This is a genomic window from Polyangium spumosum (assembly GCF_009649845.1).
GTDB lineage: Bacteria > Myxococcota_A > Polyangia > Polyangiales > Polyangiaceae > Polyangium > Polyangium spumosum.
In genome coordinates this window covers 22,540-36,188 of the sequence record NZ_WJIE01000005.1, presented here as the reverse complement: position 1 = coordinate 36,188, position 13,649 = coordinate 22,540, and the positions used below count along the sequence as shown (strand labels likewise).

The window sequence follows — 13,649 nt, the reverse complement described above, 5'->3', positions numbered from 1 at the left end:
ATTTCGGCCACCCGTCGCGTCAAGGGGGGCCGCCGGCGTCACGGCAGAAGTCGGTGGGGGATTGGCCGAACCAGCGCCGGAACGCGCGGTGGAACGCGCTGACCTCGGAGAAACCGAGCAGGCCCGCGACCTCGTTCACCGAGCGTTTTTCCTCCAGCAAATAGCTCCGCGCGAGCTTCGCGCGTACGTCGTCGAGCAGCGCCTTGTGCGAGGTGCCGAGCTCGTCGAGCCTGCGCGCGAGGGTCCGGACGGACATCTGGAGCGCGCTCGCGATGTGGTCAGCGTTCGGGTTTCCGCCGGGGAGCTCGGCGGTGATGAGCGCGCGGACCCGATCGACCAGGGATTCGAGGGCCGGCAAGCGCGAGAGCGCCTGGGCCGCGTGGCGCTCGAGCCCGGTCAAGAGCGCCTCGTTGGCCGCGCGCATGGGCACCTCGAGGTCCGCCGCGTCGAGGACGATCGCGTCTTCGCCCGCCAAAAACCGCGTGGGCCCGGGCAGGATCCGCTCGTGATCGGCGAGCGACGCGGGCGCGGGGTGGGCGAAACGAATCTCGCGCGGCTTCACGGGTCGAATCGCGAGCTCGTGGATCTGCAGCGCGACGAGCCCGAGGATGAACTCGGAGAAGCCGCGCGGGACCTCGCGCACGCCGAGGACCTCGTGGCGGACGCGGGTGATTCGCCCGTCGTGCTCCACGACGATCCGGGATCCATAAAACGACACCGGAAAATACTTCGCGAACCGCGCGAGCCCCTCGCCCACGGTGGCGCTGACGACGAACATCTGCAGGACGACCCACTCCGTCTCGAGCTGCATCCGCGCCATCGCATGAACCTCGATACGCTCGAGCACGCGCAGCCCGAGGTTCGGGTCATTGCAGAGTTCTTCCGCGCGGCGCCAGCGATCGAGCAGCAGCGGGTGGGGGATCGACGCGTTCGGATCGAGCAGCCCGAGCGGATCGATGCCCGCCTCGGTGAACAAAGACGTGGCGTCCTTGCCGATGTGACGCAGATAAGCCGCGAGGGGGCGCAAGGTCCGGAGCGCGACGCGGGTAGGGTTCGTGGCGGGCGGGAGGGCCGCCTTTGCGAAGGATGGACGTGCGGGGGCGCGTCGAGGCATCGGGGGACGGACGAGCTCAGGGCGACACGGCGCGGCGCGCCGCGACCGCGAGGTTGCACGCCTCGAGCTCGTCGCGGTGGCTCGATCCGAGCGAGGACAAGGCGAGCTCCTCCGCGCGCAGGCGCAGCCGCAAGAGCGTCTTTTTCGTGGCGATCTCCACCAGCGATACACGCGCCCCGGCCCGGCTGTCCGCGACGACGAGCAAGAGCTCCGCGCCCACGGACTTCTTCGCGCGCTCGACCGGAGCCCTCTCGAGCTCCTTCCGGAGCCGCTTGACCATGTTCCGGTCCTGCGCGGCGCGCACCGAAGCCTCGAACTCCGGCCCGAACACGGCGAGGCCGAGCCGCGCCTCCGCGAGCCGCCGCACGTGCGCCGTCTCGTCGTCGACCTTCGCTCCGGCGAAATACACGCCCCGCACCTTCACGAGCAGGTCACGCTCCGACGTCGACGCGGGCGGATGGAGCAGGCAAACCAGAAACGCGTCCTTGTCCGATCCACGCGCCGCATCGTCGATGCCCCGCGTGTCCTGCAACTCCGCGGCGGGGGCGCGCACGTACAGCGCGGGCCGGCGCAATGCGGCGTCGAGGGCGCCCGCTTCCTTCAGCGTCGGATCGACGAGGTCCGGCTCCTCCGCGTCCGCCGCGGCCAGGAGGAGCGCGAGGCTCGTCTCCCCGATGAGCTTCTCGTGCCCCGCCGGCATCCCCGCGCGCAGCGCGGCGAGGTCGTTCAAGAGCGCGCCCCGCTCCGCTTCGAGCGCGCGCCGCTCGTGGATCACCATGGCGGCGAAGAGCCCGCCGAGCAGGACCAGCGCGAGCAGCGGCAAGAGTTTGGCAGGACGAAACGGCTCGCGCTTCGCGAAGGGCGCCGAGAGCCCGACCGTCGCCGCGTGGTGACGCGCGCGCGCCTTCGGGCTGACGGCGCGCTCTACCCGCGCGCGCAGCGCCGGGTTCATGCGCGGCGTCACCAGGAACGTGCCCACCTCAGCTCTCCCGGGCCCGCGCGACAGGCGCGCGTTTGTTGCGATCGATGAGCCCCTCGAGCTCGTCGCGGCTCACGCCGAGCCGCGCCGCCGCGTGGGACGCGAGCGACGTCGTCGCCACGCCTGGGGCGAATTGATAGGTCGGCCGCTGGGACGCGTCGAGCTCCACCTGGACGAACCGCAGGCCCGGGATCGTCTTCTCCCGCGCGAGCCTGCCCGCGAACGTCAAGAAATGCGTGGTGATGAACGCCTGCGGGCGGAGCTTCGCGAGCAGCGTGATCACGAGCTCGAAGATCTCCTCGCCCTCGGAGGGGTTCGTCCCGGAGCAGAGCTCGTCGAGCATCACCATCGCGCCGGGGCCGAGCATCTCGAAGAGCGCCCGGATCCGGACGAGCTCCATTCCGAGCCGCCCCTCGCTCTGATCGACCCGCGTCTCCTGGATCAGCGACACGACGAGCCCCGGCACCCGCGTGAGGTCCGCCTCGCGCGCGGGGACGAACATCCCGCCTTGCGCGAGGAGCTGCGCCAGCGCCACCGATTGCAAGAGCCGCGTCTTGCCGCCGGAGTTCGGCCCCGTAATGAGCAGGGTCACGCCCGTCCGATCCGTCACGAGGTCACACGGCACGGCGCGGATGCCGCTGGCGACGAGCAGCGGGTTGAAGAGCCCACGCAGCGCGCGCGGCTGCTCGTCCGCGCCCTCCTCGGCCGTTCGCAAATCGGGCAGACAAACCTCGAGGCCCGCGGCCTCGGCGAGGTCCCGGAAGCCGAGGGCCCCGAGGTACACCTCCATCTCGCCGAGCAGCGGGATGAACGCGAGGACGTGCGCCTCGATCCCCTCGAAGACCGCGTCGAGCAGGCGCGCCATGACCTCGCCGTCGCTGAAGCGATAACCGCGGAAGAACATCTCGATCCTGGCGAGCCACCGCCGCGCCGGCGAGAGCACGAACGGGTTGTCCTTTCGCTCCTTGAGGTTCTTCACCTCGAACCCGCGCACGCGCCCGTCGGCGCCGACGCGGATGGTCACGCCGAGCGTGGCGAGGTGGTCGTCGTAATCGAGCAGGTCGATCATCGATCGATACCCCTCGGTCTCGCGCACCCTCTCGCCGAATTCGCGCAGGCGAGACAGGCCGGACGTCGCGCCGTCGAAGGACTCGCTCATTCGTTCGAATGCCTGCTTGACGAGCAGGAGCACGTCGAGCTGACGCCTCGTCGCGTCGAACTTCTTCGCGGCCGCCGCGCCTTCGAGCGCCGAGCGCAAGCGACAAGCGGTCGTGTAGAGGTCCTCGAACTGGCGGCGAAAGACGGGAGAGGTGGAGAGCTCGTGCAGGACGCCGCGGCGATGGTCCGTGACGCGGGGATCGGACGGCGGATGCGCGAGGACACGATAGATGAACGCGCGGTTCACGACCACGTCGCGCTCGCCCGATTTGACGCGGAAGCCCCGCGAGACGAGCTCCTCCAGGAACAGGTCGGGCGCGAAGCTCTGCGGGTCCCACGTGGACGGCGCGAGCGGGGCCCGATCGAGCGCCTGGTTGAAGAGTCCACCCGAGACGCCGCTGGCGAACGCGAACGAGAGGGCCTGGCGCAGCTCGTCGAGGTCGGGCCGCGGGACCGGATCGGGGTGGAGCAAGCTCAGGATCTCGTGGGCCGGCGCGGCGTCGGGGGCGGGCGAGGAAGGCTTCATGGGCTCCGTCGAGGGAGGCCCTAGCGTCGCCGAAAGTTCCGGCCGCCACAAGGACGGCCCGCCCCGGGGCTCCAGCGAAAATCGAAGTTTTTCCGTGGGGGACTGTACAACGATCTTCGATTTTGGGACCGAGCTTCGGGGGAGGGAAGGTCAAGTGCCAACGTTTCTGAGAAGGAGGACGGTGGAGCGAAGGAAAAGGTAAGATGTTCTACGAAGGGGGACGGGGGAGGGAAGGCCAAGTCAGAACACGTTCTGAGAAGGAGGACGGTGGAGGGAAGGAAAAGGTAAGATGTTCTACCGAGGGGGACGGGGGAGGGAAGGGCAAGTGCCAACGTTTCTGAGGAGGAGGACGGGGGAGGGAAGAGGAGGTTCAAACGAATCTGGGAGGTGGGAGGGTCACACCTGAAGATCGTGCCAGGGGATCTCAACACCCATTCCGCATGGCCATCCGCATCCCCACCGCATACAGCCTGCGACGTAACGCCTCCGGCGCGAGGACCTCGACGCCGTCGCCGAGCCCCGTGAGCTGGTCCGTGGCCACGTCTTCGCTCTCCAGGAGGAGCTCGACCGTCCGAAAGCCCTCCGCGTCCGGCGGCGCCGCGTCCTCGAGCATCCGGCGGACGGCGTCGTGCGGGACCACATGCGGGAGCTGCCGCTCCGCGCGGGGCGAGAGGCGGACGCGGCAGCGGTAGGTGAGCAAGGACCTGTCGAACGCGGCCGACGACTCGGACCAGAAGGCCGCGAGGTCGAAATGTGCGGGACGGACGAACGACTCGGGCCGCAGCTCGGCCCGGTGGATGCGGCTCATCCGGTAGGTCTTGATCTGCCGGCGATGCCGCGCGACGAGATACCAGGTGCCCGCCTTGAGGACGAGCCCGAGCGGGTCCACGCGGCGGCGGGCCGCGTGATCGCCGTGGCGCAGGTCGAGCCGCCGACCTTCCCAGACGGCCTCGGCGACGACCGGCAAGGCGTCGAGTTTGTCCCGGCGGGTGAACCAGCCGGGCGCGTCGAGAAAAAATCGCTCCCGGATCCGGCTGGCGCGGCCACGTAGCTCGGCGGGCAGGGTCGCGTCGACCTTGGCGCGGGCCGTCACCGCGACCGCGGCGAGGCCGAGATCGGCGACCGCTTGCGGCGCGCCGGACAGGAACAAGGCGCTCGCCTCCTCGGCGGTCAGCCCATCGAGCTGCGTGCGCCAGCCCGGGGCCAGGCGAACGCCGCCGCCCGGCCCCGACTCGGTCCACAGCGGGACCCCGGCCGCGATCAGCGCCGCGATGTCCCGGTAGAGCGTGCGGACCGAGACGGCGAGCTCCTCGGCGAGCTCGGTCGCCGTGGCGTGCCGACGTCGCTGCAGGACGAGGAGGAGCGCGAGGAGCCGACTGGATCGCACGTCCGCAAGCTACCAGAAAATGGCTGACAGAAGATGTCAGGGATCGTCAGGCATACTCTCGCCATGACACGGACCCAATACTACGTGGCGGCGAGCATCGACGGGTACATCGCGGACGCCGAGGGGCGCCTCGGGTGGCTCTTTCAGTTCAACGGCGCTCCGGGCGTGGACGAGCACTACAAGGCATTCCTCGCCGGGGTGGGCGCGCTCGCGATGGGCGCCTCGACCTACGAGTTTCTCCTCGGCGAAGGCCTGAAGACCTGGCCTTACGAAGGGCTGCCGACCTGGGTGTTCACCCATCGCGCGTTGCCGACCTTCGCGGGCGCGGACATCCGGTTCACGGCCGAGGATGTGGCGGCCGTCTGCGAGCAAATGGCGCGCGCGGCCGGGGAGAAAAACATCTGGCTCATGGGCGGCGGCAACCTCGTCGCCCAGTTCGCGCAGCGGGGCCTCCTGGACGAGATCCTGCTCGGCGTCGCCCCGGTGGTGCTCGGCGGCGGGACGCCGCTCCTGCCCACCTCGATCCCGGGCCCGCTCGAGCTCCAGGCGGTCACCCGCTTCGGAGGCGGATTCGTCGAGCTGCGGTACGAGGTCCCAGCGCGCGCCCGGAGCGGAGAACGAGGTTAGGGCGAATCCGCCATCAAGAGCGTCTCGAGCACGTCCGTCAGCTCGTCCACGCGGACCGGCTTCGTCAGATAGCGGAAAAACCCGGCTTGTTCGGCCCGCCGTTTGTCGCGGTCCATCGCCGCCGCGCTGAGGGCGATCACCGGGATCGAGCGGGTCTCCGGCCATTCCCGGAGCTGCCGCAAGGCATCGAACCCGCTCATCCCGGGCAGGTTGATATCCATGATGACGACCTTCGGCAGGCGCCCCCGCGCGAGCTCGACGCCGATCTCGGCCGTCGGCGCGGTGAAGAGCTCGACCCGCTCGAGGTCCGCGATGAGCGCCTCCATGAACGCGATGTTCGAGGGGTTGTCCTCCACGTACAATACCATGTAGCGCGGGCCCTCGCCCTCCCGCAGCGGCGAGCTCGCCTGGACCTGGAGGTTCGTGGGGTCGACGGGTAGCTGCTTCGGCTCGAGCGCCGGCAGCTCGACCCAGAACGCGGAGCCCTCACCCGCGACGCTGCGGAAGCCGACGCTGCCGCCCATCATCTCGGCGAGGCGCTTGGTGATGCTGAGGCCGATGCCCGTCCCTTCGATCGGCCCCGTCTCCTGGCCGGCGCGCTGGAAGGGCTGGAAGATCTTCCCGTGTTTGTCCTCGGGGATCCCGATCCCGGTGTCGACGACGGTGATCCGCACACGCCCGCTCGCCGCGACCTTCGTCTCGAACACGGCGCGCCCGCCCTGGCGGCCGTACTTGATAGCGTTCGACCCGAAGTTCATCAGGATCTGCGCGAAGCGGGTCCGGTCCGCGGAGACCATCGGCAGGTCGTCGGGCAGAGGCCCGATCGCGAGCTCGACGCCGGCACGATCGGCCATCGGATCGAGCGCCGCCTTCGCCTCCGCGAGCACGCCCGCCACGCCCACCGGCTCCATCGAGAGCGGCACGTTGCCCGTCTCGATCCGCGACAGATCGAGCACGTCGTCGATGAGGCGCAGGAGGTGCTCGCCCGCCTTGAGCACCTGGTCGACCATGCCCTTCTGGCGCGTGTTCAGCGGCGCCTTGCGGTCGCGCTGCAGGAGCTGGCTGAAGCCGAGGATGGCGTTGAGCGGCGTGCGCAGCTCGTGGCTCATCGAGGAGAGGAACTCGGTCTTCGCCGCGCTCGCCGCCTCCGCCGCGGAGCGCGCCTGCCGGAGCTCCTCCTCGCGCAGCGCATCGTCGGTCACGTCCCAGATCGTCGTGACCGTGCCCCCTTCGCCCGTCCGTCGATCGGTCATCCGCAAGTTGCGATTGTCTTTCGTGCGGACCTCGAACGTGCCCTTCGGATCCCGCCGATACGCGAGGCGCCGCGCGCGGAACGTGGCAGGCGACTCCTGCCCGAGGTCATACGCGCCCTGCGCGAGGAGCGCGTCCGTCAGCGCCTCGTACGTCTCGCCGATCGCCGGGCCGGGGACCTCGGAGAGCGTCCTGCGAAACGCGCTGTTGCAGAGCACGAGCCGATCGTCGGCGTCGAACAAGGCGAACGGGTCCTGCACGCTCTCGACGGCGCTGAGGAGGCGATCGGCGGCGAGCTTCGCCGCGGCCTCGATCTGCCTGCGCTCGCGGATGTCGCGGATCGCGGCCGAGACGAGGACGCCCTCGGGCGTGCGCAGCGGGCTCAGGCTCACCTCGATCGCCACCTCGGCGCCGTCCTTGTGGCGGCCGGAGAGCGCGAGCCCGGACCCCATCGGCCGGAGCTTCGGCGACGTGACGAACCCCGCGCGGTAGCTCGCGTGTTTGGGTCGAAATCGCTCGGGGATGAGGAGCTCGACGGGTTGTCCGAGGAGCTCCGCGCGCTCGTAGCCGAAGAGCGCCTCGGTCTGGGCATTGACGAACTCGATCCGCCCGGCTTCGTCGACGATGACCATCGCGTCGGGCGCGGCCTCGAGGAGCTGCCGGAACCGCGCGTCGCCCGGTTCGTCCGGGCCAGCTTCACGTGTCATGAGGTACCCGCACGCATACCATGGTTCCGGGCGTCGCGTCCTCGACCCAGACCTCGCCGCCGTGCGCCTCGACCGCGAGCTTGCAGAAGGTGAGGCCGAGCCCGCGGCCCGAGCGGCTCGCGACATCCGACGCGGCGTCGTCGAGCTGCACGAAGCGGTCGAAGATCCTCTCGCGCATCTCCGGGGGGATGCCCGCGCCGCGATCCGTCACGCGCACCTCGACCGCCCGGTCCCTTCGCGCGGCGCTGAGCTGCACGGTGCTGCCTTGGGGCGCGTGACGGATGGCGTTCTCCGTCAGGTTCTCCAGCACGCGCAGGAGCAGATCCTGGTCGGCCACGAGGCTCGGCGCGTCGACGTCCGCTTCCAGGGTCACGCGCACGGCGCGCGCGTGCGCGTCGAACGTGTCACGCACCACGTCGACGAGCGCGCGCAGATCGACGTTCGAGCGCCTGGGCACGAGCTTGCCTTCTTCCCCCTTGCTGAGGTCGAGCAGGTTGTGGATGAGCCGCATGAGGCGCCGCGCCGAGTCGCGGATGTGCTGGGCCGTGTCGCGGGCGTCGTCGGGAAGGGCCCTGTCGCGCACGAGCGCCTGGGCGAGCAGGTCCATCGACCCGACCGGGTTTTTCAGGTCGTGGATGACGAAGGACATGAGCATCTCCTTCTGGAGCTGCAGCCGCATCAAGTCGTCGCGCTGACGTCGTATGAGGTCATAATGATCACGCAGCTCGGCGCTCAGGCGGCGGAGGCGGAGCGCGGCCTGGACACGGACGACGAGCTCGGTCGGCCGCACGGGCTTCGTGAGGAAGTCGTCGGCGCCCGCGACGAGCGCCCGATCGAAGGTGTCGACGTCGCGCAGGGCCGTGAGGAAGATGATCGGGACGTCCGCGCCACCGGGCAGCGCGCGGATCCGCTCGCAGACCGTGAATCCGTCGAGGCCGGGCATACGCACGTCGAGCAGGATGCAGTCGGGCTGCGCGCTTTCGAACGCGCGTAATGCCTCCTCGCCGTTCGACGTCAGGATGGCCTCGTATCCTTCGGCGTCGACGGTGGCTGCCACGAGCTCCCTGTTCTGCTCGTTGTCGTCGACGACCAGGATTTTTGGGCTCTTCTCCGGCGTGTTCATGGGATGGAACCGGCACTTTGGCGGATCGGCGTGACCTGCGTCAAGCTTGCCAGGTCGGCTCGTGTCGTGGTTCAGTGGCACACCGAGCGGCCTTTGCCGTTCGATCCATGGTTGTACCATTGGCACAGTCGCCGAATTTTGCGGCTGCGCTGCACGGAAGGAGAACGCAACATGCGTTTCTTGAAGCAGGTCTTCGCGGTCCAGGGCGAGAAGGCGCGGGTGAGCCGTCGTGATTTCCTCGGCGGCGCGGCGGGCGCGGCGGGCGTCTCGGTGCTCGCGCAGATGATCCCGGGCAGGGCACACGCGGGCCCCCCGCTCCCGGGCTCCGCGGGGCCCTTCAACGACGATCCCGTCACCCTCGATTGGATCTTTTCCCGCTGGGACGAGCTCGGGGTCTGGGGCGACACCGTCGGCACGCTGGTCGAGATCAACGAGGCGAAGCGCAAGGACGCGCTGAAGCTCGGGCAGCGCGGGGACGCGAAGGTGTATTCGCTCGGCGAGCCCATGCGCGCGGGGAACCCGGCGTTCCCGCACGATCCGCCTCGCCGCGCCGATTACTGGATCGCCGCGTACGGGCCCGTCGGCGAGAACGAGTTCTTCTACCAGGACGAGCGGTTCGAGGCATTCACGTTCCAGCAAGCGACGCAGGTCGACGATTTCGGCCACCCGAGCTTCGGCGGCTGGTTCTACGGCGGGCACCGATTCGAGCAGATCACGCCGCGCCCCGAGATCCTCGACCCGCTCGAGCGGCAGGCCCTCGCCCGCGCCGACTCCGAGGCCGCGAACTACGGGCCGAACAGCATCCTCGGGGGCACGGCGTCGCTCGGGATCCAGAACATCGGGCCGATCGTCACGCGGGGCCTGCTCCTCGACGTGCTCGGCTACAAGCTCGCGGCGGGGCATACGAGCGCCGTCACGCCGGACGGGAAATCCCTCGCGCCGGGATATCGGATCACCATCGCGGACCTCCAGGCGACGATGGATTGGGAGGGCCTCGGCTGCATCGAGCCCGGGGACGTGGTCATCATCCGCACGGGATGGAGCCATTACTGGACCGACGAGGCCCTCTGGCCCACGTACCTCGGCGCCGCGCCGGGCCCGTGGATCGCCGAATGCCATTGGCTCGCGCAGTTCCGGCCGGCGATCGTCGCCTCGGATACCTACGCCATGGAGGTCTTCCCCGGCCCGCGGGCGACCGCCCTGGCCGAGGGGCACCAGGTGCTCATGGTCGCGAACGGGATTCGAATCGGCGAGGGCTTCAACTCCGCGGCGCTCGCCGCCGACGGGGTGTACGAGTTCATGTTCTTCGACACGCCCTACAACCTCGCCGGCGCGACCTGCGCTGGAAATGCGCCCGCCGCGATCGGCGGGCCGCGCAAGAAGAAGAAGAAGCCCTAACGCCGCGCGAGCGCCCAGGCGATCCCGCCCTGGAGCGTGCCTCGTGTCACCAGCCCCGAGAGGTCCACGGCGAGCTCCACCAGCGTCTGCGCCACGTTGCCGCGGATGCCCGTCAGCACCACCTGCGCGCCGAGGAGCCGCGCCGCCTGCGCCGCGCGGACCAGCGTGGTCGCCACCTGCGCGTCGACCACGCTCACGCCCGTGATGTCCAGGATGGCCACGCGCGCGCCTCTTCGTGTGATGCCCGCGAGCAGCGTCTCCAGCACCATTTCGGCCCGCCGCGCGTCCACCGTGCCGACGATCGGCATGGCCACGATATCGTCGCCGATCGGCACGAGCGGCGTCGACATCTCCTCGAGCATCCGGGCCTGCGCGCGCACCAGATCCTCGGCGTGCTTGCGCGCGGTGATGTCCGTGAAGGTCACGACGGCGGCCGTCACGGCGCCTCGCTCGTCGAGCTGCGGAACCGCGGTCACCAGGAGCCACACGCGATCGCCCAGCGCGGGCCGGTCGACGCCCATCACGAAGCCACGCACGGGTTTTCCCGTCCGGAGCGCGACGGAGACCGGGTGCTGCTCGCCCGGACACGGCGAGCCGTCCTCGTGCACCGCGCTCCACCGTGGATCAAACGAGGTTCGGCCGAAAATCTGGTCCTCGGTCAAGCCGAGCAGCGTGAGGGCGTGGGGGTTGTGGAGGATGATCCTCGCGCTCGGATCCTGCACGACCACGCCCACGTGCAGGCCCGCGAGCAGCGCGCGGAACCGCTCGTCGCTCGCGCGGAGCTCGTCCTCCACGCGCTGCGCCTCCTGGGCCTTCTGCCGGAGGGCCGCGTTTTCGCGCTCCAGCGCCTCGATACGGCCCAGCAACGTCTCGCGCTCGTCGTCCCGGTGGATCTCTGTCTGGTGCCCGTTCACGTCCCGCCTTCGCTCCTCGGCGCATCGCTACGCGTGGCCGCTCCTACCACGGTACGACGTTCGCCGGGGACGTATCAAGGCCTCGTGTGCGGGGGGCGCCGTCTGCCGGTGGCGATCTTTCGTGTATATTCTGCGATCACGCGGAGCGTCGTTTGGTCCGTGTCGTACACGCCGTACCAGCCTTGGGCCTCGTGGGGTGGATCCCCGAGGAACGCATCGCCTTTTCGCCAATGGCCGCCGGGCAAGCGCGGCCGGCCCTCCCCGGACCAGGCCCAGAAATTCGCCCCGCCCACGGGCTCGCCTTTGCGGATGGCCTCGAGCACCACTTCGAAGACGGCGCGGTAATATCGATCCCGCGCGGTCGTGGTCGCGTCGGGATCGTGGCGGCCTCTGTCCCGCGGGAACCCGAACTCCTCGACCACCAGGGGTTTTCCGAGGATCTTCGCTTGCTCGATGTGGCGCTCGAGGTAGGCCGTCATGACCTGGATGGCGCTGTCGAAGGTGGCGGGCCGCCCCGGGTCGTAAATGCCCCAGTTCTGGACCCAGACGTGGGCCGTGATGTAATCGATCGACGAGGACCTGTGGTTCTTGACGAGGTCGAGGCCGCTCCGCCTCGGCCAGAGCGTCTCCCCCTCGGTGCCGGTGGTCACGAGGTGCCGAGGATCCAGCGATTTGATGAGCGCGGCGGTGCGCTCGATCCACGCGTTGAAGGCCTCGACGTTCGCCCCGCCCCGCGGCTCGTTCGCGAGCTCCCAGGCCATGATCGTCGGGTCGTCCGTGTATCGCACGCCGGTGAAATGGTTTCTGCGGCCGAGCAGCATCCGGATGAGATCGTGGGAGGCCTCCACGGCGGCCGGGTTCGAATAAAAGGACGCCGTATAGGCCTGATAGCCGCCCCAGCTCCCGCCGGGCTCGGGCGGGGGATAGGGGATCGGCCCCGCGCCGCTCCAGCGCAGGTATTGCGCCATGCCGCCCGACCAGGGCCAGAAATTGTTCAAACAAACCACGGCGACCATGCCGCGCGCCTTCATCTCCTTCAGCAGGAAATCCAGGCCGAGGAGGGACGCCTCGTGGTATTCGCCCGGCGAGGGCTGGAGCACGGGGAGGATCCGCCAGGGCTCGGACTCGGGGCCCTCGGTCGCCGCGAGGATCCGCAGGTTCGTGACCCCCAGGGCCGCGAGGCGATCGAGCTCCCGCGCGAGCCTCGCCCGGTCCCCCTCGGGCCCCTCGGCGCCGAGGTTCATGCCATACCAGAAATTCGCGCCGAGGAACGTGTACGGCTTGCCGTCGCGCTGGAAGTGGCCCTCGGAGGCGCGCACGAACCCCGCGGCGGACGTGGCCTCGGCGTGCAACGTCATGGCGCAGGCGAGCATCGGCAACCAGTACCTCATGAGGCTGTCCCCTTGTTGGAAGATGATACCGAAGGGGCCGCCGTCCAGCCGTGGTCGCGCCGATCTCGGCGGTCCTCGTTTCTCGCTTGACTCTCCAGCAGGTGGAGACCTCAGAGTGGCCGCGATGCGCGAGAAACGAGCCCTCACCATCGGGGAGCTGTCGAAGCGGACGGGGATCCCCGTCAAGACGCTGCGATTTTACGCGGACGAGGGGCTCTTGCCGCCGGCGCGGCGATCACGCGCCAATTATCGGCTTTACGACGAGGCGCAGGTGGTTCGTGTCGAGCTCGTGCGTACGCTCCGGGAGGCGGGGCTCGACCTCGCGACGATCCGCAAGGTGCTCGCCCGGGATCTGTCGCTCGAGGACGCGCTGCGCCTGCGCCTCGCGGCGGTCGAGGCCCACGTGGCCTCGCTCTCGTGTATCGCCGCCGCGCTTCGCGCCGCGCTCCGCGCCGCGCCCAGTGAAGAGGACCTCAGGAGGTTGTGGACCGTGACTCGACTCTCGAACGAAGAACGCAAGGCCGTCATCACCCGTTTTTACGAGCAGGTCGCCGAGGGCGTGCCCATGGACGCCGAATGGCGACGAGGGATGATCGAGGCGAGCTCCCCCAAGCTGCCCGACGACGCCACGGCGGCGCAACTCGAGGCGTGGATCGAGCTCGCCGAGATCCTCGCCGATCCGACGTTCGTCGCGAACATGCGCGTGATGGCGGCCGTGACGTGGGACGAATCGGTCGACCAGGCGGCCCTGCTCCGCGCGCAGAGCGAGGCCATCGCGGCCACGCGCGCGGCGCGGGCGCGGGGCGCGGCGCCGGATTCGGCCGAGGCCCTCGTGATCGCGGAGCGGTTCGTCCGCGCGAGCGCGGCGGCGAACGGCAAGGAGCTCGACGACGATTTCCGCGCGCAGCTACGAAAGACGCAAGATCCGCGCGCGTTACGGTACTGGGAGCTCGTCGCCGCCATGAAGGGTGAGCCCCTCTCGCCCGAATACGAGGACAGCCGCTGGCTCGGCTCCGCAATCGCGAGGTTCCTCGAACGCTGAACGTGCAAGCACGTGGCGCCCGCCCGGCAGGG

General features: G+C 69.7%; 11 protein-coding genes. 3 read left to right on the top strand and 8 right to left on the bottom strand.

Annotation, left to right across the window (positions count from 1 at the left end; genetic code table 11):
• Positions 1 to 19: 19 nt before the first annotated feature.
• The 4 genes from GF068_RS17550 to GF068_RS47065 all read right to left on the bottom strand — a co-directional run bounded on the left by GF068_RS17550 (position 20) and on the right by GF068_RS47065 (position 5,164).
• Entirely contained in the window at positions 20 to 1,027 is a 1,008-nt protein-coding gene (locus tag GF068_RS17550) for an AraC family transcriptional regulator (RefSeq protein ID WP_170319542.1), read from the bottom strand.
• 103 nt (positions 1,028 to 1,130) lie between these two features.
• A complete protein-coding gene (locus GF068_RS17545) occupies positions 1,131 to 2,093 on the bottom strand; it encodes a hypothetical protein (protein WP_153820563.1) in 963 nt (320 codons plus the stop codon).
• A gap of 1 nt (position 2,094) precedes the next feature.
• Positions 2,095 to 3,777, bottom strand: coding sequence for a MutS-related protein (locus GF068_RS17540; protein WP_153820562.1), 1,683 nt, complete (start codon positions 3,775 to 3,777; stop codon positions 2,095 to 2,097).
• A gap of 424 nt (positions 3,778 to 4,201) precedes the next feature.
• A complete protein-coding gene (locus GF068_RS47065; RefSeq protein ID WP_338046437.1) occupies positions 4,202 to 5,164 on the bottom strand; it encodes a helix-turn-helix transcriptional regulator in 963 nt (320 codons plus the stop codon).
• A gap of 63 nt (positions 5,165 to 5,227) precedes the next feature.
• On the opposite strand from GF068_RS47065, the gene GF068_RS17530 reads away from it, so the two are divergent.
• Positions 5,228 to 5,791 (top strand): dihydrofolate reductase family protein, encoded by a 564-nt coding sequence (locus tag GF068_RS17530; RefSeq protein ID WP_153820561.1) that lies wholly within the window; start codon positions 5,228 to 5,230, stop codon positions 5,789 to 5,791.
• Here the strand turns inward: GF068_RS17530 and GF068_RS17525 are convergent.
• Positions 5,788 to 7,749, bottom strand: coding sequence for a hybrid sensor histidine kinase/response regulator (locus GF068_RS17525; protein ID WP_153820560.1), 1,962 nt, complete (start codon positions 7,747 to 7,749; stop codon positions 5,788 to 5,790). The two genes, GF068_RS17530 and GF068_RS17525, sit on opposite strands and share 4 nt — an antisense overlap.
• The gene (locus GF068_RS17520; protein WP_153820559.1) at positions 7,739 to 8,872 is read right to left on the bottom strand and encodes a hybrid sensor histidine kinase/response regulator; all 1,134 of its coding nucleotides are present in this window, start codon (positions 8,870 to 8,872) and stop codon (positions 7,739 to 7,741) included. Before GF068_RS17520 ends, GF068_RS17525 begins: the two co-directional genes overlap by 11 nt.
• A gap of 171 nt (positions 8,873 to 9,043) precedes the next feature.
• On the opposite strand from GF068_RS17520, the gene GF068_RS17515 reads away from it, so the two are divergent.
• Positions 9,044 to 10,270, top strand: coding sequence for a cyclase family protein (locus GF068_RS17515; protein WP_170319541.1), 1,227 nt, complete (start codon positions 9,044 to 9,046; stop codon positions 10,268 to 10,270).
• Here GF068_RS17515 and GF068_RS17510 read toward each other — a convergent pair.
• Positions 10,267 to 11,184, bottom strand: coding sequence for an STAS domain-containing protein (locus GF068_RS17510; RefSeq protein WP_153820557.1), 918 nt, complete (start codon positions 11,182 to 11,184; stop codon positions 10,267 to 10,269). The genes GF068_RS17515 and GF068_RS17510 overlap by 4 nt on opposite strands.
• Before the next feature lie 74 nt (positions 11,185 to 11,258).
• Complete coding sequence (locus GF068_RS17505) at positions 11,259 to 12,575, bottom strand: glycoside hydrolase 5 family protein (protein ID WP_170319540.1); 1,317 nt, start codon at positions 12,573 to 12,575, stop codon at positions 11,259 to 11,261.
• Between the two features lie 124 nt (positions 12,576 to 12,699).
• Here GF068_RS17505 and GF068_RS43635 point away from each other — a divergent pair, with 124 nt between their 5' ends.
• Entirely contained in the window at positions 12,700 to 13,617 is a 918-nt protein-coding gene (locus tag GF068_RS43635; RefSeq protein ID WP_170319539.1) for a helix-turn-helix domain-containing protein, read from the top strand.
• Positions 13,618 to 13,649: the final 32 nt, after the last annotated feature.